Source organism: Marinobacterium aestuariivivens (assembly GCF_042661465.1).
GTDB lineage: Bacteria > Pseudomonadota > Gammaproteobacteria > Pseudomonadales > Balneatricaceae > Marinobacterium_A > Marinobacterium_A aestuariivivens.
The window spans coordinates 5,597,292-5,615,527 of sequence record NZ_JBHSWE010000001.1 but is presented as its reverse complement, the minus strand read 5'-3'; the positions used below and the strand labels follow the sequence as shown (position 1 = coordinate 5,615,527).

Below are 18,236 nucleotides of genomic sequence, written 5' to 3'. Positions count from 1 at the left end.
AGAGACAGATGCAAATCGAAACTTTGAAAGACGTGCTGAACTGGACCGCCGGCTTTCATCGCCAGTTGTCCCGCTGCCTGCATCATTGCGAGGACCGGGCCCTCAACGAGCGGGCCCGTTTGCTGCTCGACTATCTGGAACAGCACGAGGAAAAGCTGGCCCGGGTGATCGACCGGTTCGAGGCAATGGCCAGCAGCCGTGCGCTCAATACCTGGTGCTACGAATATTTCGACAAGAATCCGGCAGCGCGCGGACGCCTGTGCGAATCGGACTATGACAACCTCGATATCGAGCAGCTGATGGCCCGCGTGCTTGAACAGCACCATGGCGTCATCGCACTCTATCGCTACCTGCAAGCCCAGTCGGCCGCAGGCTCGGCACGCGAGCTGTTGCAGAATCTGATCGATATCGAGGCGCACGAGGCGATGCGGATGGCCCAGGGCGGCAACCGTCTCGAGGATATTTGAGCATTACTCAAGAGGAGAACGCCAATTATGAAGCGGAAAGCGACTCTGGCGGTACTGTTGTTGGCCGGCGCCCTGGTGCAGCCGGCGCTGGCCGGCCATCGCGACGGCCATGTTGACGTCAGCGTGCCGAACCTGAGCGAAATGGCGAAATTCGGCCAGCAGGCCTTTAACGAAACCTGTGCCAAATGCCACGGTGAGAATGGCACCGGGACCGAGAAAGGCCCGCCCCTGATTCATCAGATCTACAATCCCGGTCACCACAGCGACCAGTCGATCTACAACGCGATGCGCAACGGCGTGCGTCAGCACCACTGGCCCTATGGCGATATGCCGAAGCAGGAAGGCATCGGATTCTACCAGTCCTCGGCGATCGTCAAATTCATCCGTGAAGTGCAGGAGGCCAACGGTATCGAGTACCAGCGGCACCACTGATTCTGTATGGCTTTCCGCCACCGGCACGGTGTTGCCAGCCACTGATGCCGTGGAGCTGACCCTTGAGTTGCCGCCCGAGGATGCGCCCGATCAGTCTCCTCGGTGCGCTGTTCATGTGGCTGAGCTATGTTGCCGGCGGCCACTGGTATGTGAATTTCTATGGTCCCGTCAAGGCGCTGATCAATGCCGGTCCCTGGCCCTTCGCCCATGGGTTCGTCATGGAAACCAAGGAACACCTGTTCCTCAGTCTGCTGCTGCTGTCGACCTATCTTCCCATCGCGGGTTTCGGTCTGACCGCCGGCAGGGCGAAATTGAAAGTCGTGGTGCTTTGGATGTCGGGCTGGGTCGTTGTCCTGGGCTTGAGTATGGAGGGCGCCGGCGCCCTCGTCAGCATGGGGGCCAAGGTCGCGTTGCTCGCCGCCCAAGCCCAGGGGATACCACCCTGAAAAACAGGGCGGTGGGACAGTACAGCGCTGTCTTCGGACTGGCGCTGGCCATAACCAGTCTGCTGAATGCGCTGCTTGTCGTCCTGAAGGAGCAAAACAACGAGACGGTGCTGGCGTGGATGACGGCCGCCACCGGCCATCACTGGATCAGCCATGGCATGCTGGTGATAGTGCTGTTCATCGTGCTCAGGTGGTTGATGGCACGACTGGGATTGGGAGCCGATTTGACCGGCAATCGCTTGAGTGCCCTTGTTTCCGGCAGTCTGGCGCTCAGTGGGCTTGTCATCGCGGGTTATTTCATCTGATACGGCCGGCCTGCGTGGCCCTAGGCGCTCCCTCTGAGCTCTCGGTTTTCTCGAAGGCATGGAGGCGTGGGCGTTCATGGTTGTTGGCGCCGAAACACGTACGCAGCCATACCGAACAGCAGCACACCGATCGTCGCCAGCGCCAGCGCCTGCGGCCAAAGATCGGCGATGCCGTTGCCCTTGAGGAAAATGCCGAGAATGACGTCCATGTAGTAGCGCAAGGGGCTCAGCAGCGACAGGTACTGCAGCGGTGCGGGCATGCTGGCGACCGGTGCCAGGGTGCCGGACAGGAACATCATCGGAAACAGGCCGAAGAAGGCCAGCAGCAACGCCTGCTGCAGTGTCCGGCAGATCGCTGCGACCAGCACGCCGATGGCGATGGCGCTAAGCAGGAAGAGGGCGGTCAAGAGTACGAACAGCAACAGACTGCCACGCAGCGGGACGTCGAACCACCAGACGATCAGCAGGCTCGGGAATACCGACAGCGTGCCCATCACCAGCGTCGGTACCGTCTTGGCGATGAAGAGTTCGCTGATTCGCACCGGTGTAACCCGCAGTTGCTCGAGGGTACCTATTTCTTTTTCGCGCACGATGGTCGCCGCCGGATGAATGACGCCGACCATCAGGGCGGCGAGTGCGATCATCGACAGCACCATGAAGCGCGTATAGGTCAGGTCCGGGTTGTACCAGATGCGTATGACCGGTCGGACAGCGGGCGTCGTTCCGGTATCCGTGCCAGGCCGCATTGATGACAGGCCCTGCAGGATGTAGTTGCGGGCGGTCGCCGCGGTATTGGCATCGCTGCCGTCGAGCAGCAGTTGCAGGGTCGGGGTTTCATCGCGTAACAGAACTGCGGCAAAATCCTGGGGTATGACCAGCACGGCGCGGGCACGGCCGCCCTGCAGCCACCGCTCTGCCTGCGTCATGTCCCGCGGATAGCCGGTAAACTCGAAGGCGTCATTGCCGGTCAGCGCATCGATCAGTTCGCGGCTGGTGGCACTGCGATCGTGATCGAGCACGGCCAGCGGCAGATGCCGAAGATCCAGTCCCAGGGCGTAGGCACAGATCACCACTTCCGCGGTATAGAGCCACAGGATCAGTAGCAGTATGACCCGGTCGCGAAAGAACTGGATCAACTCCTTGGCCAGCAGGCTGCTCAGTCGCATCAGGCCACCTTTTTCTTCAACCGGCGACTGGCGAGGAAAAACACCGCCAGGGTATAGATGGCCAGCACCAGTACCTGGAGCCAGACGATGTCGATCCCGGTGCCTTTCAGTGCGATACCGCGCGATATATCGACGAAATAGCGCCCCGGAAAGATTGCGGCGTATAGCTGCAGCAGCGCCGGCATCGTGAAGATCGGAAACAGCAGACCGGAAAACAGAAAGGACGGCATCAGCGTCACGATCAGGGCCAGCAGCATGGCGGTCAACTGGGTATGGGTCACCGTCGAAACCAGCAGGCCTATACCCACGGTACAGAGCACATAGATCAGACCGGCTGCCAGCAGAAAGACGACACTGCCCCGAAACGGCACGCCGAACCAGAAATAGCCGAAGGCTACCACGATGAGCATCTGCAGCAGCGCGATCAGACTGTAGGGCACCAGTTTGCCGAAAATGAACTCGCTGGAGGTCAGCGGCGAGGCGAAAATCGACTGAATCGTACCGCTTTCCTTCTCGCGTACGATGCCGAGTGCGGTTAACAGCGGCGGGAATGCCAGCAATATCACGGCATAGAGGCCGGGTACGACGTAATTAACGCTTTTCAGCGACGGGTTGTACCAGACCCGGGTCTCGAGTCTCAAGCTCGCCTTGGGCGCCGTACCGAAACTCGCAGCCAAGGCTTCGGCATAGCCCGCCGCCAGCAGGGCCGTCGTTGAGTAGGTGCCGTCGACCAGGACCTGAATGACCGGTTGTTCCCGTCGCAGCAGGCTGTCGTTCAGACCCGCTGGAATCACCAGCACCAGGTCCAGCTGGCTGCGTTGCAACGCCTGCTCCACCTCCCGGACGGTTGCGAGGGACCGGCTGAGGTGGAAGGATTCGTGGGCGCTGAAGTGCTCGATCAGCGCACGGCTGGCCGGGCTGCGGTCCTCGTCGAGTACGCCCAGGAGGCGCTGCGCAGGTCGAGCGAAATGGCATAACCGAACAGAAACAGCATAACCAGCGGCATCAGCAGGGCGACGCCCAGCGTAATGGGGTCGCGCAGGATCTCCCGCGTTTCCTTGGTGATGACGGCACCGATGCGGGCAGGATTCATGGTGCGTCCCCGGTGGCAGTCGATGAGCGGTTCAGATAGGCCATGAAAACGGCATCCACAGGAGCCTCTGGATCCGGAGGCTGCAGTCCGCTTCGCAGTTCGGCAAGCGTGCCCAGGGCAATCAGTCGGCCGTTGTGCATCAGCCCGAGCCGGTGGCAGTAATGGGCCTCTTCGAGATAATGGGTGGTGACCAGGATCGCCATGCCGGATTGGGCCAGGCGCTGGATCAGTTGCCAGAACCGGCGGCGTGCCAGGGGATCGATACCGGCGGTCGGCTCATCGAGGAAGAGGACCGAAGGTCTGTGCATGATGGCGCAGGCCAGTGCCAGTCGCTGGCGCAGGGCGCCGGAGAGTGCTTCGGTGCGGTCATCGTCTGTGCCGTCGATGCCGACCAGGGTTTGACCCAGCGGATCGCATCGCGCCGGCGTTGCCCCGAGAGGCCATAGACGCCGGCGAAGAAGCGCAGGTTCTCGATCACGCTGAGGTCGGGGTAGAGCGAAAAGCGCTGCGACATATAGCCGATGCGGGCCTTGATCTGTGCCGATGCGGCCGCCAGTGGCAGGCCGGCGATCCGGGCTTCGCCGGCGCTCGGGCGTTGCAGGCCGCAAAGTACGCGGATCAGGGTGGTCTTGCCGGCGCCGTTCGGTCCCAGCCAGCCGATCACCTCGCCGGCGGCGATACGGAAGGATACCTGCTTCACGGCCGTGAATTCGCCGAAGCGGACACTGATATCGGCGGCGGCAATGGCCGTCCCATGGCCGGCCCGACCGGGTTCGGGACTGCGCGAGCCGGTTGTCGCGAGACGATCGTCCGGCTGCGACGTCAGCTGTACAAAGGCGTTTTCCAGGTCGGGCGCGGACGGCGTCAGGCTGCCAAGGGCTTCGAGTTTCGGCTGCAGCGGTGCCGGTATGCCCTGATCGTTGTCGAGCTGAAAGCGATAACGGTCGGCGAGCCACTGTCCGCTGATGACCTGGGGATAGTCGGCGAGCAGTGCCTGTACCGCCGCCGGATGAGACGTCAACACTTCGTAGATCCGCCCATGCGCCTGGTGCTTCAAGGCGCCGGGGGTGTCCACGGCCAGCAGGCGCCCCCGGTACAGAAATGCCAGCCGGTCGCAGGTGCCGGCCTCATCCATATAAGGTGTCGTCAGGACGATGGTCATCCCTGACTCACGAAAGGCGCGGAGCATCTTCCACAACGCCTGGCGCGATACCGGATCGACACCGAGGCTGAGTTCGTCCAGAAGCAGAAGCTCGGGCTCGTGAATCAGGTTGGTGCAAAGGGACAGTTTCTTGCGCATGCCGCCCGACAGGACGCGAGCCTCGCGGTCGACGGCCTGTTGAAGGCCCGCCATCTGCAGCAGTCGTTGACGTCGCTGCCGGTATGTCGCCTTGGACACGCCGCGAATGCGGGCTGAAAACGCCAGGTTTTCCTCGACGCTCAGACGGTCGTACAGCGTGAAGCCCTGTGACATGTAACCGACACGCGCCGTTATCTCGGAGGCTTCACTCCGGGTATCGAAACCCAGCACACGGCATCGGCCGGCGGTCGGATCCAGGATCGCCGCCAGCAGCTGCATCAGGGTGGTCTTGCCTGCACCATCGGGGCCCAGGATTCCGAATATTTCGCCACGACCGATCTGCAAATCGATACCCGTCAGCGCTTCGTGGCGACCAAAGCGTCTGCCCAGTCCCCGTGCCTCGATGATTCGCTCTCCGCCAGCCTGCGCCGTCATCTATCTCGGGACCTCAAGCCGTTCCGGCCATGACTGGTCAGGGGTCCAGCGAATCCAGGCGTCGGCCGGCATGCCGGGTTTCAGGAAGCCATCGGAATTGTCCAGCGAAAGCTCGATGCCGAAGACCATGCGGGCGCGCTCTTCCGGCAGGTGCACGTCCCGCGGCGTGAACTGGGCTCGCTGATCGATCAGCGAGACCCGTGCCTCGAAATAGCGATCGGGAAAGGCGTCTATCCGGACCCTTGCCTCGTTGCCGAGCCGGACCCTGCCGATCAGTCGTTCCGAGATGTACACCCTGAGCCTGAGCCGCGAAAGGTCGACCAGCATCGCAATCGCGGTACCCTGACTGGCGAGTTCTCCGGCCTCGATCGCCTTGACGATCAGGGTACCGTCGACGGGTGCCCTGATTTGCGTCTTTTCGAGTTGCAGTTTCAGCAGTCGCAGGTTCTGCCGGGCGGCCTGCAGTCGGGCCTCGCTTTCGGCCAGTTGCGCCTGCAGAAATCTGACCTGGCCCTGCGCCTCCTTGAGGCGGTCTTCGGCGCCGGCCAGCTGTTGCGGCGTCGCGGCACCAGTCTGACGCAGCTTGAGAAAACGTTCATGGTCCGACGCGGCGGTGTCGACATGATGGTGCCAGACCTCCAGTTGCGCCTGCCGGGCCTGGATTCCTTGACGGATGGCCGCCAGCTCGGCTTCGGTCAATGCCTGACGGATTCGTAGCTCGCGGTCATCGAGGCTGGCCAGCAGTTCGCCAGCCCGAACCGGCTGCCCTTCTTCCATCCGGCTATCGAGCACGCGGCCGCTGGTCTCGGCGCTGACCCTGATCTCCGTTCCCTCGATATGTCCGCTGCCATAGAGAATACCTTCTGGCAGCGGAGTGGGACTCAGCACCCGAAACAGGATGTAAGAGGCGACAGCGACGGCGGCGATCGTCAACGCCGTCCAGACCCAGGCTTTGCCCGTCATGGTGTGCGGTCTCCGCCGGCCCGTGACAGTATCAGTCGCAGACCGATCGGTGCCGCGATGGTGGTGACAATGGCGACCAGCACCACCGCCGAGAAAAGATTGGCGACGATGGCGGAATCCCCCGCATTCGACTCGAACAGGCCGGCACGTAATGCAATGCCGGCGATGATGAGTTCGACGGCACCGCGGGCACTCATGGCCGTACCGACTGCCCAGGCCTCTTGCGGCGAAAGGCCGAACAGCCGCGCCGGCAGTGCCGCCCCGAGGAGTTTGCCGAGAAAGGCGACGACGATCAGTGAAAGCAGGAACAGCGGCACTTCTGCGATCGCCGAAAGGTCCAGTTCGAGTCCGATCGAAGCGAAGAAAATGGGCGCCAGAAAGCCGGTGGTGATCGCCGTGACTTTGTGACGCAGGTCGTCGTACAACTGGCTGTCGACCGTTTCCCGGCCGAAGAAAAGGCCTGCGGCGAAAGCGCCGAGGATGAAATGCAGCCCCAGCAGTTCCGCCAGCAGCGAAAAAAGGGCGCCCATCACCAGCAGAAAGCTGAATCCCATTTCTTCGACATCGAGGCCGATCACCCATCGCGTCAGGCGCGGCAACAGAAAGGTGCCGAAGGCGAAGACCAGCGTCACGAAGAGCAGTACGCGCAGCGGTATTAGCGCAAGTGTCAAGCCGCCCGGAACCTGGCCGCTTCCGAGGATCGCGGTGAGGATGCTGAGCAGGACCAGACTCAGCAGGTCGTCGAACACCGCGGCCGAGACGATCAGCCTGCCGACGCGGGTGTTGAGACGGTTCATGTCCATAAGTACCCGGATCGTCACCGGTACTGCGGTGATGGACAATGCGGTACCGACGAACAGTGACTGGGCGAAGCGCAGATCGGAAGAGGGCAGCCAGAGCCAGGTGACGGCGAAACCGGCTGAAAGCGGCAGTACCATGGCACAGGCCGCCACCGTCATCGAGCGGACTCCGGATTCGACCAGTTCGCGGGGGCGCATCTCGAGGCCCCCGAGGAGCATCAGAAAGAAAATGCCGAGGTCGGTGAGCGCCATCACATGGTGTTCCCGGCCCAGTTCGATCAGCGGAAGGTTGAATTTGAAGCTGGCCAGCATCAGGCCCAGGGCGACGCCGGCCAGGAGTTCGCCAACCAGCATCGGTTGCCGAAGCCTTGCCGCAACAAGCCCGCCAAGACGGGTCGCGACCAGCAGAACCAGAACGATTAGCAGTGTTTCCATGGAACAGGGGCCGGTTGAGATGTTCTCACAGCATAGTCCATCGCCTCAGGCAACCCTCGCGTCATGCCTGCCGGGCCGGTTATAGCGCTTCGATACAATAACCCGGCCCGAAGATCATTGCTGACGATCTTCATGGTCGCGCTGACCAGTACAGGTGCCCGGTATAGAAGTGCGGTTACCAGGCTGTGTTGAGCTTTTTCGGTGTAGTGCCGAGGTAGTGGGTCCCAAGTTCAATTCAATCTGCCGGCCAATAATGGTTAAGTGATACCCACCGCATTTGAAGAGTGGCAGATTGCAGCGACGATTATGAATTTTCCAGATATCGACACCGGGGTTGCATGCATCGCCGGAACTTCACTTCGCGCAGTGCTTTGCCTGGCGGTTCATGTTCTGGCCATGGGCGGTGCCTCCGCAGCCCTGGCCCACGGCGTTGCCGAGGGTGATGCCCTGTTCATCGAAAAGGCCAGTGGCGCCCAACTGCTGCCCTTCATCTATCTCGGTGCCAAGCATATGGTGACCGGCTACGATCACCTGCTGTTTCTGCTCGGTGTGATCTTCTTCCTCTATCGCATGAAAGAGGTCGGCGTCTACGTCACGCTGTTCGCCGTCGGCCACAGCGTGACGCTGCTGTACGGGGTACTGAGCGGTACCCACGTCAACCCGTACATCGTCGACGCCATTATCGGGCTATCCGTCGTCTATAAGGCACTGGACAACCTGGGGCCTTCCGGCGCTGGTTCGGCTTTCAGCCCGACACCCGGGCGGCGGTGCTGATCTTCGGTTTCTTCCACGGCTTCGGTCTCGCCACCAAGCTGCAGGACTTTACGCTGTCCGAAGACGGTCTGGTCGCGAACATTCTGGCGTTCAACGTCGGGGTGGAGATCGGCCAGCTGCTGGCGCTTGGTGCGATCCTGATCGCGATGAACGCCTGGCGCCGTACCGAGGGCTTTGCCCGGCACGCCTTCGCGGCCAATGTGGTGCTGATGTCGGCCGGCTTCATGCTGATCGGCTACCAGCTGACCGGCTACCTGACCCTTTCCTGAGGAATCCAGGATGCGTGATATTTCCAATCTGAGCCGCGAGGGGCTGCCCTCCGGCAAGCGTCTCGTCAAGGCGACTGCGATTGCCGCGGTCACCGCTGGCGCCCTGCTGGTGACCACCATACTGCCCGCCGAATACGGCATCGATCCCACCGGGCTCGGCAAGTCCATGGGGTTGACCGGGCTGAGTGCCGCCGATGCAGCGGAACCCGAAGGCAGCGCCGGCGTGGCTTCAGTCGAGCCGCCCGGCGCGGCGGTCGGGCCGGTCTGGAAGAGCGAGACCGGCTATCGCTCGGACAAGATGTCGCTGACCCTCCTGCCGGGGCAGGGCGCCGAAATCAAGGCGCTGATGCAGGCGGGCGAGAACTTCGTCTTCCACTGGCAGGTCGAGGGCGGCGCGGTCAGTTTCGATATGCACGGCGAGCCGCCGAATGCCGGCGATGATTTCACCAGTTTCTGGCTCGGCCGCAACGAGACCACGGCCAGCGGCTCCTTCGAGGCGCCGTTCGAGGGCACCCATGGCTGGTACTGGCAGAACAACGGGTCCGAGCCGGTGACGGTGCACCTGACGACCGCCGGTTATTACGCCGAGCTCTACCAGCCCTGACAGGGGATTCCGCCCTTGCGGTTTTTCGCCGACCGGCGAAAAACACCGCTTCGATTTCACGCCAGGAGATCCATCGCAGCCCATCCCGCTCGCATTCAATGGTATGGACCTACACTTAGGGAACCTGCGTTGATGGCCCCAATAAGAATCACGGGGATCTTTTCGCAGGTTCCCGAGCTGTAGCGCAACTGGGAGGCGGCAATGGAGATCTATCTGATGCAACATGGGCTCGCCGCTGATAAGGAGACGGATCCGGAGCGGCACCTGAGCGAGGAGGGGTTGAATGCGGTCCATCGCGTCGCGAACCGGACGGCCGAACTGGGACTGGAGTCGGGCCCGATTTATCACAGCGGCAAGGTCAGAGCGCGGGAAAGCGCCGAAATCCTGGCCGAGGCGCTGAATCGCAGGGGGCGGGTGCAGTATCTGGCCGGCCTCAATCCCAAGGATCCCGTCATGCCCCTGGTGGAATGGCTGCAGGAGCGCACAGCCGAAGGCGTGGAAGCGCTGACGCTGGTGGGGCATCTGCCATCGCTGGCGCGACTGGCGGCCCTGCTGATGACCGGGAACGAAGCTCAAACCGTTGTCGCCTTCGAAAACGCGGGCCTGGTCAAGCTGACCCCCGATCCAGACCGTGCGCAGCGGTATCGGGTGCGCTGGATGCTGAGCCCGGGCCTGGTCCGGTAAGGGGAGAGGCCATGGGCAGGGTCTGTATCGTCACCGGGGGATCATCGGGCATCGGACGAAGTGTCGTCGAGGTCTTTATTGAGGACGGATATCGGGTCTTCAACCTGGATATCACAGCCACCGATGCCTGCGAAACGATCCGTTGCGACATGACGCGGGTGGCCGAGGTCGAACGGGCGATTGCGGGCATACTGGCGACAACCGGTCGCATCGATGTGCTGGTGGCCAACGCCGGCATTCATTTCTCCGCCACCATCGAAGACACCGCCGAGGCGGATTTCGACCGGGTATTCGCGACCAATGTGAAAGGGGCCTATGCCGCGATACGTACGGTGCTGCCCGCGATGAAGGCGCAGCACGGCGGTGCCATCGTGCTGACCGCGTCGGACCAGGCGCTGGTCGGCAAGTCCAACTCCTTTATCTACAACCTCAGCAAGTCGGCCATTGCCTCGATGGCCAGGACGACGGCGCTGGACTATGCGCAATATGGCATTCGCGCCAATGCCGTCTGTCCGGGCACGATCGATACGCCGCTGTACCACAAGGCGATCGATGCCTACTGTGCCCGCAGCGGTGCCGAGGAAGCGGCGGTCCATGCCGAAGAGGCGCAGCTGCAGCCGCTGGGACGCATCGGCCGTCCCGAGGAAGTAGCCGCGCTGATCCATTTTCTCGCCAGCGACAAGGCGTCCTTCATCACCGGCAGCCTGCAGGTCATCGACGGCGGTTATACCGCCCGCTGAGCCGCGCCGGATGAAGATTATCGACCCCCATCTGCACCTCTTCGACCTCGCCGAAGGCGACTACGGCTGGCTGAAACCGGACCCGCCGCCGGCCTGGCCGGACAAGCCGCAGCTGCGGCGCGACTATCTCGAGGCGGACCTGAAGTTGCCGTCACCGCTCGAGCTGGAAGGCTTTGTCCATATAGAGGCGGGGTTCGACAATGCGGCGCCCTGGCGGGAGCTGGCCTGGCTCGAGCGTCATTGTCGCAGACCCTTTCGCAGCATCGCCTTTGCCGACCTGCGCCAAGCGGACTTCGCCGAGGTCCTGGACCGGTTGCAGAGCTATCCGTCGCTCGTCGGCATTCGCCAGATCCTCGACGAAAGGGCGGCGGAATTGCTGAGCCTGAAAACGGTGGCGGACGCGCTGGAACGTCTGGGTGCGAAACAGCTGATCTTCGAAGCGCAACTCTTCGCAACCGATGACGAGAGCGTCGCACAGCTCTGCCGCCAACTGGCAGCCAATCCGGAACTGCGCGTCTGTATTGGCCATGGCGGCTTTCCGCCGATAGACGGCGGGCGATGGGTTGCCTGGCAGGCGAATATCGGGCGGCTGGCGCAGTTCCCGCATTGTGCGATCAAATGCTCTGGTTGGGAGTTGGTTGCACGGCGCTGGCGACCCCGATGGGCCGAGCAGGTGCTCGGAACCGTTATCGAGCGCTTCGGCATCGAACGGGTGATGCTGGCCAGCAATTTCCCGCTTTGCGAGTTGGCTACCCGCTATGGCGAGCTGTGGCAATGGTACTGCTCGCTGCCGGGCTTTACTGAAACCGAGCGCGAGGCGCTCTGTTCGGGCAATGCCCGGCGCTGGTACGGGTTTTGAGTTTGCCGCACTTTGGCGGGAAACCGGGTGTGCTTCAAGGGGCCCGGACAACCCCCGATCGTGGGAGCTATTTCACCTCGACCCGTGGCGAGCGCATCACCACCTCATCGTTCAGTTCGATCCCGAGGCCCGGTGCGTCCGGTGCCTGAAAGACGCCGTTGACCGGCTGGTAATCCTGCAGGCAGAGTTCCCGGTTCCAGTCCTTGATTGCATAGGTGTGATGTTCATGGATCAGGAAGTTGGGAATGGCCGATTCCAGCTGCAGCGCCGCGGCGGTGGCGACCGGACCGCCGCAGACGTGGGCCTGAATCCGGATATCGTAAATGTCGGCGTAGTCGCACACTTTCCTGGTTTCGGTCAGTCCGCCGCAAAGACCCACGTCGGGCTGCAGCACGTCCAGGCTCTGGTCCTCGAAATAGGGGCGCACACCCCAGCGGTTGTAGAGGCGCTCGCCACCCGCGAGAGGCACCCTGACCGCTGCCGCCACCTTGGCGTGGAGCGCGGAGTTGAGGTAATTGACCGGCTCCTCGAAGTACATGCAACCGACCTCCTCGCAGAGCTCGCCGAGCTGGATGGCCGTTGTCGCGCCGGGCAGGCTGTGGCATTCGAAGATGATATCGACATCGTCGCCGACGGCATCCCGGATCGCCTGCAGGCGGGCGCGGAACAGTTTCATTTCCGGGCGGGTGAAGATGCGGGTGCGGTCGAAATGGGTGACGCCGTCGCTGTCGTACATGATGGGATCGACCTTGACGCAGTCGTAGCCTTCGGCGACGGCCTTCTCCGCGGCCCGGCCGTAGTCGGCCGGTTCAACGAGGCGATTGAATTCGCGGTCCCAGTCGAACTGCAGTTGACTGGCATAAGTACGCAGCCGGTCGTTGTGTTTGCCGCCCAGCAACTGGTAGACGGGCAGCCCCAGGGCCTTGCCCTTGATATCCCAGAGCGCGGTGTCGATGGCGCTCATGGCGGAATAGATCACCGGACCGCCGCCCAGGCCCCAGAAGCTTTCCCGCAGCATCCGGCTCCAGAGCCGTTCGGTCTGTAACGGATCCCAGCCGAGCAGCATGGCGTCGGCGATCTCCCTGATCATGGCGGCCGCCGCGCTGTGGCCAAGGTCGTAGGCCAGGCCGGCCTCGCCGACGCCGCTGATGCCCTCGTCGGTATGGATGCGCACAAACACCGGATGCCAGACCGGGCGCTTCGGGCACTCTATATCGAAAATTTCGACAGCTTTGATTTTCATATCGGCTCCTTGGTGTGCGGAATTCGGGTTCCTCAGGCGGCGAAACCCGGGTCCAGGCGGTAGGCCTTGCGCAGCATGGCCGGCCAGTTCTTGCAGCCGCCGGTGGTGCCGGAATGCACCACGCCGGCCTGTTGCGCGATGCCGTGGACGATGGCGGCTGAAACCGGCACGGTTTCAGCTTTCGAGGCCAGCAGCAGCAGCTGAATCTCACAGGCCCGCTGGAGGTCATACATCCGCATGAAGGCGTCGCCGACGGTCGGTCCGACGGTCAGGGCGCCGTGATTGCGCAGCAGCAGATGGTGGTTGCTGCCCAGATCCTCCTGCAGGCGTCGCTTTTCATCCGGGTTGACCGCCAGGCCTTCGTAGGCGTGATATCCCAGCGACGGTAACGAAAAAAGCGCGAACTGGCTCAATGGCAGCAGCCCCGCCTTTTGCGTGGCGACGGCGATGGTGGCGTTGGTGTGCAGGTGAAGCACGCAGCGGGCATCGTCGCGCGCCTCGTGTATGGCGCTGTGAATGGTAAAGCCCGCGGGATTGAAGCTGAACGGCGTGTCGTTCAGCACCCGGCCGTCCAGATCGACCTTGACCAGGCTGGACGCCGTGATTTCGTCGAAGGTCAGGCCGAATGGATTGACCAGGAAGTGGTGGCTGCCGGGTACGCGGGCCGAGATGTGGGTGTAGATCAGGTCGTCCCAGCCGAAATGGGCGACGAGACGATAGCAGGCGGCCAGATCGACCCGCAGCCGCCACTCGTCGGTCGGGACCTGCGCTTGCATGTCGATTACAGGCAGTTCAAACACCTGGACCTCCTTCCGGAGCCGGCTTTATCGGAAACACTACCTAAGAGCAAAGCCCATTGGCGGCGAAAGTAAAGCCGCCACCGGCGATATTCAGCTCAGTGGGAAGGGGGAGTGATGCCCTTTCAACCCCGGCAGGCCTGCAGTGTTTCGATCTCGTCGCCGCCGCAGCTGATGCTGACCGCGATCCCGCTGACGCGGGTGTGCGCAAGCAACCGGCCTGCCGTTTCTGTCATAAATATTACATTTACCATATATATGATCATTTCTATTATTTGGAATGGCGGCTCTGTCCAAAAATGCTGGCTGAAGCCAGCCATCAAGTGACAGTGGATCTTTCGTCCAGGCCCGTTCTTTACAATACATTCGGATTTCCATATATTCATTGCCGTTTTTCGACTGGAAGATCCCAAAGATGTTCGTGCTGGTGAAAACCAAAAAGTGAGACTCGCCATGGCTGAACTCCTGACTCCCACCAAGGTATTCAAATGCCTGGCCGACGAAACCCGGGTGCGGATCATGCTGCTGATCACCCAGGAAACGGAGCTCTGCGTCTGCGAACTCTGCTGCGCGCTCGACCACAGCCAGCCCAAGGTGTCGCGGCATCTCGCCCAGCTGCGTGGCTGCGGTCTGCTGCAGGACCGCCGCCAGGGCCAATGGGTGTACTACCGGCTGCACCCGCATCTGCCGGACTGGGTGGTCGACCTGCTGCGCGGCGTGCTGGACGCCAACCGTCACTGGCTGAGCCCCGATGCCGGCCGGCTGGCGCAGATGGGCGACCGGCCCCAGCGCCTTGCCGCCTGCTGCTGACCGGGGAGAGCTCCACGAGCGATCAGCGCCCTGCTACTTGACCCACGTAACCCGAACGGGAGACTCAACCGATGACGATCAAGATAGGTATCAACGGCTTCGGCCGCATGGGACGGCTGGCGCTGCGCGCCGCCTGGGACTGGAGCGAGGTCGAGTTCGTGCACATCAACGACCCGGCCGGCGATGCCACGACCCTGGCGCACCTGCTGACCTTCGACTCGGTGCACGGACGCTGGTCCCATGAAGCCAGGGCCGAGGGCGATGCGATCTGCGTCGGCGACCGGCGTATCGGCACTTCCCGTAACAAGTCCATCGGCGAGACCGACTGGAGTGGTTGCGACCTGGTCATCGAGGCCAGCGGCAAAATGAAGACCCGGGCGCTGCTGCAGGCCTACCTCGACCAGGGCGTGAAGCGCGTCGTCGTCACCGCACCCGTCAAGGAGGAGGGCGTGCTCAACGTCGTGATGGGCGTCAATGACGATCTCTACGAGCCGGCCGCACACCGCATCGTGACTGCCGCCTCCTGCACCACCAACTGCCTGGCCCCGGTGGTCAAGGTGATCCACGAACAGCTGGGCATCCGCCACGGCTCGATGACCACGGTGCACGACATCACCAACACCCAGACGATTCTGGATGCGCCGCACAAGGATCTGCGCCGTGCCCGCGCCTGCGGCATGAGCCTGATCCCGACCACCACCGGTTCCGCCACGGCGATCACCCATATCTTCCCGGAACTCAAGGGCAAGCTGAACGGCCACGCCATCCGGGTGCCGCTGGCGAACGCCTCGATCACCGACTGCGTGTTCGAGGTCGCCCATGCGACCACGGCCGAGGAGGTCAATGCCATGCTCAAGGCAGCCGCCGAGGGCGCGCTCCGGGGCATCCTCGGCTACGAGGAGCGTCCGCTGGTCTCGATCGACTACAAGACCGACCCACGCTCCAGCATCATCGATGCCCTGTCCACTCTGGTCGTCGACGGTACCCAGGTGAAGCTCTATGCCTGGTACGACAACGAGTGGGGCTACGCCAACCGTACCGCCGAGCTGGCACTCAAGGTCGGCCGCCTGGACCGGGAGAGCTGACCCTTGGGCGCCCTGAGCCAGCTATCCCCGGAGATCCGCCAGTACCTGGTCGTGACCGGCAACTACTGGGCCTTCACCCTGACCGACGGCGCGCTGCGCATGCTGGTGGTGCTGCACTTCCACGGTCTGGGCTACAGTCCGCTGGAGATCGCCCTGCTGTTCCTGTTCTACGAGATCTTCGGGGTCATCACCAACCTGGTGGGCGGCTGGCTCGGGGCCCATATCGGGCTGAACCGCACCATGAACATCGGCCTGGCGCTGCAGGTGGTGGCGCTGGCGATGCTGCTGGTGCCGGCGGCGATGCTGACCGTGCCCTGGGTGATGGCCGCCCAGGCGCTGTCGGGCATCGCCAAGGACCTCAACAAGATGAGTGCCAAGAGCTCGATCAAGCTGCTGGTACCGGGCCACGCCCATGGGACCCTGTACAAGTGGGTGGCGCTGCTGACCGGTTCGAAGAACGCCCTCAAGGGCGCCGGCTTCTTCCTCGGCGGCGCGCTGCTGATGGCACTGGGCTTTGCCGGTGCGGTGGGTGCCATGGCGGCGGCACTGGCGCTGGTCTGGCTGGCGAGCCTGGTGCTGCTGAAAAAAGACCTGGGCAAGGCGAAAAACAAGCCGAAATTCCGCGACATCTTTTCCAAGAGCCGCGCCATCAACATCCTCTCGGCCGCGCGGCTGTGCCTGTTCGGTGCCCGCGATGTCTGGTTCGTCGTCGCCTTGCCGGTGTTCCTGTCGCAGACGCTGGGCTGGGATCACTGGCAGACCGGCGGCTTCCTTGCGCTCTGGGTGATCGGCTACGGAGCGGTGCAGGCGCTGGCGCCGCGCATCACCCGGGCCGGCGGCGTGCCCGATGGCCGCAGCGCCCTGATCTGGGCGGCGCTGCTGACGCTGATGCCGGTGCTGATCGCGCTCGGTCTCGGCACGCGCCTCGATCCGGCCTCGCTGCTGATCGGCGGCCTGCTGCTGTTCGGCGTGCTGTTCGCGATCAACTCCTCGCTGCACAGCTTCCTGATCGTCAGTTACGCCAATAGCGACGGCGTTTCCCTCGACGTCGGCTTCTACTACATGGCCAACGCCCTGGGCCGGCTGCTCGGCACCCTGCTGTCGGGCTGGGTGTTCCAGCAGGCGGGACTCGGCGCTGCGGGCCTCGCGGCCTGTCTGTGGATCTCCGCTGCCTTACTGGCGGTCACGACGCTGATTTCCTGCTGGCTGCCGATGGCCGGAAAGCCCAGAGAAGCCTAGCAGCCTGTCGGACTTAACACTGATCTACTGCGGCAAAGCCGGTTTTGGCCATTTTTTGTTCTCTTTTTCGTTAAATAGAACCACTATTCTCCTCAAAGGAGTTCAAAAACTGCCTCAAAACGGACTTTCCCTCGCTACGATCGGTCAAGCCCGACAGGCTGCTAGCAATCCAGCCCGCGGGGCTCGCGGGCTGACTGTCATCAAGGGTGCTCTAGCCCGGAAACCGGTGCCGGGTCCTGTTGGCGATTCCGACCAGCATGAGCATAACCGGCACCTCTACCAGTACCCCCACGACCGTGGCCAGGGCCGCGCCGGACTGCAATCCGAACAGGGCAATGGCGGCCGCGACGGCCAGTTCGAAAAAGTTGCTGGCGCCGATCAACGCACCCGGGGCGGCAATACAGTGGCGCACCTTCCAGGCCCTGGCCCAGCCGTAGGCGACGAAGAAGATCAGAAACGTCTGCACAATCAGCGGAATGGCGATCAGCAGGATGTGCAGCGGATTGTTCAGAATGACCTCGCCCTGGAAGGCGAACAGCAGCACCAGGGTGACGATCAGTGCTGCCGGGGTGACGGGGGCGAGCCGCTTCATGAAGATGTCGTCGAACCAGCGCTGCCCCCGGCGCCTGATCAGGGTGCGGCGGGTCAGATATCCCGCCGTGAGCGGAATCAGGATGTACAGGACCACGGAGAGCATGACGGTGTTCCAGGGCACCTGAATATCGGAGACGCCCAGCAGGAAGACCACGATGGGGGCAAAGGCGACCAGCATGATCAGGTCATTCAGCGATACCTGCACCAGGGTGTAGGCGGCATCGCCCCGGGTCAGGTAGCTCCAGACGAACACCATGGCGGTACAGGGCGCGGCGCCGAGCAGGATGGCGCCGGCCAGGTACTCGCTGGCCAGGGGGCGGGGATAAGGGGTTCGAACACCACCGTCAGGAAGAACCAGGCGATGGCGAACATGGTGAAGGGCTTGATCAGCCAATTCACGGCAGTCGTGATCGCCAGCCCCTGGGCTCCTTGCGCACGCCGATGACGGCGCTGAAGTCGATCTGCGCCATCATCGGAAAAATCATCGCCCAGATCAGGATGGCAATGGGAATGGACACCTGGGCGTACTCGAAGCGGGACAGCGTATCCGGTACCACGGGCGCCAGCTGCCCCAGGGCGACCCCGGCGATAATGGCCAGGGTGACCCAGACCGACAGGTACCGCCCGAACAGTCCCATGCCGCCGGAGGCTTCGTTAATTTCCGTGACCTCGGTGTTACTGATCATGATTGTCCTC

At 62.8% G+C, this 18,236-nt stretch carries 21 protein-coding genes and 2 pseudogenes; 12 read left to right on the top strand and 11 right to left on the bottom strand.

Annotation, left to right across the window (positions count from 1 at the left end):
* The first annotated feature begins 8 nt into the window (after positions 1-8).
* The 4 genes from ACFQDL_RS29530 to ACFQDL_RS29515 all read left to right on the top strand — a co-directional run bounded on the left by ACFQDL_RS29530 (position 9) and on the right by ACFQDL_RS29515 (position 1,650).
* Positions 9-467, top strand: a complete 459-nt coding sequence (locus tag ACFQDL_RS29530; protein ID WP_379912414.1) for an ATPase — start codon at positions 9-11, stop codon at positions 465-467.
* Positions 468-494: 27 nt separating this feature from the next.
* Positions 495-899, top strand: coding sequence for a c-type cytochrome (locus ACFQDL_RS29525; protein WP_379912412.1), 405 nt, complete (start codon positions 495-497; stop codon positions 897-899).
* A 62-nt stretch (positions 900-961) separates the two neighbouring features.
* Positions 962-1,345 (top strand): hypothetical protein, encoded by a 384-nt coding sequence (locus tag ACFQDL_RS29520; RefSeq protein ID WP_379912410.1) that lies wholly within the window; start codon positions 962-964, stop codon positions 1,343-1,345.
* An 11-nt stretch (positions 1,346-1,356) separates the two neighbouring features.
* Positions 1,357-1,650, top strand: a complete 294-nt coding sequence (locus ACFQDL_RS29515) for a hypothetical protein (RefSeq protein ID WP_379912408.1) — start codon at positions 1,357-1,359, stop codon at positions 1,648-1,650.
* A 74-nt stretch (positions 1,651-1,724) separates the two neighbouring features.
* Here ACFQDL_RS29515 and ACFQDL_RS29510 read toward each other — a convergent pair whose 3' ends face one another.
* The 7 genes from ACFQDL_RS29510 to ACFQDL_RS29480 are packed head-to-tail and all read right to left on the bottom strand — an operon-like array spanning position 1,725 to position 7,842.
* A complete protein-coding gene (locus ACFQDL_RS29510; RefSeq protein WP_379912406.1) occupies positions 1,725-2,816 on the bottom strand; it encodes an ABC transporter permease in 1,092 nt (363 codons plus the stop codon).
* Positions 2,816-3,715, bottom strand: a complete 900-nt coding sequence (locus ACFQDL_RS29505) for an ABC transporter permease (RefSeq protein ID WP_379913439.1) — start codon at positions 3,713-3,715, stop codon at positions 2,816-2,818. Before ACFQDL_RS29505 ends, ACFQDL_RS29510 begins: the two co-directional genes overlap by 1 nt.
* The gene (locus ACFQDL_RS29500; protein WP_379912404.1) at positions 3,715-3,909 is read right to left on the bottom strand and encodes a hypothetical protein; all 195 of its coding nucleotides are present in this window, start codon (positions 3,907-3,909) and stop codon (positions 3,715-3,717) included. The genes ACFQDL_RS29505 and ACFQDL_RS29500 overlap by 1 nt, the downstream gene beginning before the upstream one ends.
* Positions 3,906-4,250: an AAA family ATPase gene (locus tag ACFQDL_RS29495; protein ID WP_379913437.1), complete on the bottom strand. Its 345-nt coding sequence runs from the start codon at positions 4,248-4,250 to the stop codon at positions 3,906-3,908. Before ACFQDL_RS29495 ends, ACFQDL_RS29500 begins: the two co-directional genes overlap by 4 nt.
* Entirely contained in the window at positions 4,136-5,644 is a 1,509-nt protein-coding gene (locus tag ACFQDL_RS29490) for an ATP-binding cassette domain-containing protein (protein ID WP_379912402.1), read from the bottom strand. The genes ACFQDL_RS29495 and ACFQDL_RS29490 overlap by 115 nt, the downstream gene beginning before the upstream one ends.
* Complete coding sequence (locus tag ACFQDL_RS29485; RefSeq protein ID WP_379912400.1) at positions 5,645-6,607, bottom strand: HlyD family secretion protein; 963 nt, start codon at positions 6,605-6,607, stop codon at positions 5,645-5,647.
* Positions 6,604-7,842 (bottom strand): cation:proton antiporter, encoded by a 1,239-nt coding sequence (locus tag ACFQDL_RS29480; protein ID WP_379912398.1) that lies wholly within the window; start codon positions 7,840-7,842, stop codon positions 6,604-6,606. The genes ACFQDL_RS29485 and ACFQDL_RS29480 overlap by 4 nt, the downstream gene beginning before the upstream one ends.
* Before the next feature lie 396 nt (positions 7,843-8,238).
* On the opposite strand from ACFQDL_RS29480, the pseudogene ACFQDL_RS29475 reads away from it, so the two are divergent.
* The 5 genes and pseudogenes from ACFQDL_RS29475 (at position 8,239) to ACFQDL_RS29455 (ending at position 11,772) form a co-directional block, all read left to right on the top strand.
* Positions 8,239-8,885, top strand: a pseudogene (locus ACFQDL_RS29475) (HupE/UreJ family protein).
* A gap of 10 nt (positions 8,886-8,895) precedes the next feature.
* On the top strand, positions 8,896-9,489 hold the full coding sequence (locus ACFQDL_RS29470) for a hypothetical protein (RefSeq protein WP_379912396.1): 594 nt from the start codon (positions 8,896-8,898) through the stop codon (positions 9,487-9,489).
* Between the two features lie 201 nt (positions 9,490-9,690).
* Positions 9,691-10,173: a phosphohistidine phosphatase SixA gene (gene sixA, locus ACFQDL_RS29465; protein ID WP_379912394.1), complete on the top strand. Its 483-nt coding sequence runs from the start codon at positions 9,691-9,693 to the stop codon at positions 10,171-10,173.
* 11 nt (positions 10,174-10,184) lie between these two features.
* Entirely contained in the window at positions 10,185-10,913 is a 729-nt protein-coding gene (locus tag ACFQDL_RS29460; RefSeq protein WP_379912392.1) for an SDR family NAD(P)-dependent oxidoreductase, read from the top strand.
* Between the two features lie 10 nt (positions 10,914-10,923).
* Positions 10,924-11,772 carry an amidohydrolase family protein gene (locus ACFQDL_RS29455; protein ID WP_379912390.1) on the top strand — a complete coding sequence of 283 codons (849 nt, stop codon included), beginning with the start codon at positions 10,924-10,926 and terminating at the stop codon, positions 11,770-11,772.
* 67 nt (positions 11,773-11,839) lie between these two features.
* Here ACFQDL_RS29455 and ACFQDL_RS29450 read toward each other — a convergent pair whose 3' ends face one another.
* The 3 genes from ACFQDL_RS29450 to ACFQDL_RS29440 form a co-directional block, all read right to left on the bottom strand.
* Positions 11,840-13,015, bottom strand: coding sequence for a mandelate racemase/muconate lactonizing enzyme family protein (locus ACFQDL_RS29450; RefSeq protein WP_379912388.1), 1,176 nt, complete (start codon positions 13,013-13,015; stop codon positions 11,840-11,842).
* A gap of 32 nt (positions 13,016-13,047) precedes the next feature.
* Positions 13,048-13,815: a class II aldolase/adducin family protein gene (locus tag ACFQDL_RS29445; RefSeq protein ID WP_379912386.1), complete on the bottom strand. Its 768-nt coding sequence runs from the start codon at positions 13,813-13,815 to the stop codon at positions 13,048-13,050.
* A gap of 122 nt (positions 13,816-13,937) precedes the next feature.
* On the bottom strand, positions 13,938-14,267 hold the full coding sequence (locus tag ACFQDL_RS29440) for a hypothetical protein (RefSeq protein WP_379912384.1): 330 nt from the start codon (positions 14,265-14,267) through the stop codon (positions 13,938-13,940).
* Here ACFQDL_RS29440 and ACFQDL_RS29435 point away from each other — a divergent pair.
* From ACFQDL_RS29435 to arsJ, 3 genes are all read left to right on the top strand, one after another.
* Positions 14,266-14,622 carry a metalloregulator ArsR/SmtB family transcription factor gene (locus ACFQDL_RS29435; RefSeq protein ID WP_379912382.1) on the top strand — a complete coding sequence of 119 codons (357 nt, stop codon included), beginning with the start codon at positions 14,266-14,268 and terminating at the stop codon, positions 14,620-14,622. The two genes, ACFQDL_RS29440 and ACFQDL_RS29435, sit on opposite strands and share 2 nt — an antisense overlap.
* A 71-nt stretch (positions 14,623-14,693) precedes the next feature.
* Positions 14,694-15,707: an ArsJ-associated glyceraldehyde-3-phosphate dehydrogenase gene (locus tag ACFQDL_RS29430; protein ID WP_379912380.1), complete on the top strand. Its 1,014-nt coding sequence runs from the start codon at positions 14,694-14,696 to the stop codon at positions 15,705-15,707.
* A 3-nt stretch (positions 15,708-15,710) separates the two neighbouring features.
* Positions 15,711-16,946 carry an organoarsenical effux MFS transporter ArsJ gene (gene arsJ / locus ACFQDL_RS29425; RefSeq protein WP_379912378.1) on the top strand — a complete coding sequence of 412 codons (1,236 nt, stop codon included), beginning with the start codon at positions 15,711-15,713 and terminating at the stop codon, positions 16,944-16,946.
* Positions 16,947-17,157: 211 nt separating this feature from the next.
* Here arsJ and arsB read toward each other — a convergent pair.
* Positions 17,158-18,178, bottom strand: a pseudogene (arsB, locus tag ACFQDL_RS29420) (ACR3 family arsenite efflux transporter).
* Positions 18,179-18,236: the final 58 nt, after the last annotated feature.

What these genes read in the sequence shown, in the direction of transcription:
- ACFQDL_RS29470 (WP_379912396.1), top strand. Translation starts at nt 8,896, where the DNA reads ATGCGTGATATTTCCAATCTGAGCCGCGAGGGGCTGCCCTCCGGCAAG.
- ACFQDL_RS29450 (WP_379912388.1), bottom strand. Translation starts at nt 13,015, where the DNA reads ATGAAAATCAAAGCTGTCGAAATTTTCGATATAGAGTGCCCGAAGCGC.
- ACFQDL_RS29485 (WP_379912400.1), bottom strand. Translation starts at nt 6,607, where the DNA reads ATGACGGGCAAAGCCTGGGTCTGGACGGCGTTGACGATCGCCGCCGTC.
- ACFQDL_RS29510 (WP_379912406.1), bottom strand. Translation starts at nt 2,816, where the DNA reads ATGCGACTGAGCAGCCTGCTGGCCAAGGAGTTGATCCAGTTCTTTCGC.
- ACFQDL_RS29460 (WP_379912392.1), top strand. Translation starts at nt 10,185, where the DNA reads ATGGGCAGGGTCTGTATCGTCACCGGGGGATCATCGGGCATCGGACGA.
- sixA (WP_379912394.1), top strand. Translation starts at nt 9,691, where the DNA reads ATGGAGATCTATCTGATGCAACATGGGCTCGCCGCTGATAAGGAGACG.
- ACFQDL_RS29440 (WP_379912384.1), bottom strand. Translation starts at nt 14,267, where the DNA reads ATGGCGAGTCTCACTTTTTGGTTTTCACCAGCACGAACATCTTTGGGA.
- ACFQDL_RS29455 (WP_379912390.1), top strand. Translation starts at nt 10,924, where the DNA reads ATGAAGATTATCGACCCCCATCTGCACCTCTTCGACCTCGCCGAAGGC.
- ACFQDL_RS29525 (WP_379912412.1), top strand. Translation starts at nt 495, where the DNA reads ATGAAGCGGAAAGCGACTCTGGCGGTACTGTTGTTGGCCGGCGCCCTG.
- ACFQDL_RS29530 (WP_379912414.1), top strand. Translation starts at nt 9, where the DNA reads ATGCAAATCGAAACTTTGAAAGACGTGCTGAACTGGACCGCCGGCTTT.
- ACFQDL_RS29480 (WP_379912398.1), bottom strand. Translation starts at nt 7,842, where the DNA reads ATGGAAACACTGCTAATCGTTCTGGTTCTGCTGGTCGCGACCCGTCTT.
- ACFQDL_RS29490 (WP_379912402.1), bottom strand. Translation starts at nt 5,644, where the DNA reads ATGACGGCGCAGGCTGGCGGAGAGCGAATCATCGAGGCACGGGGACTG.
- ACFQDL_RS29435 (WP_379912382.1), top strand. Translation starts at nt 14,266, where the DNA reads ATGGCTGAACTCCTGACTCCCACCAAGGTATTCAAATGCCTGGCCGAC.
- ACFQDL_RS29430 (WP_379912380.1), top strand. Translation starts at nt 14,694, where the DNA reads ATGACGATCAAGATAGGTATCAACGGCTTCGGCCGCATGGGACGGCTG.
- ACFQDL_RS29500 (WP_379912404.1), bottom strand. Translation starts at nt 3,909, where the DNA reads ATGAATCCTGCCCGCATCGGTGCCGTCATCACCAAGGAAACGCGGGAG.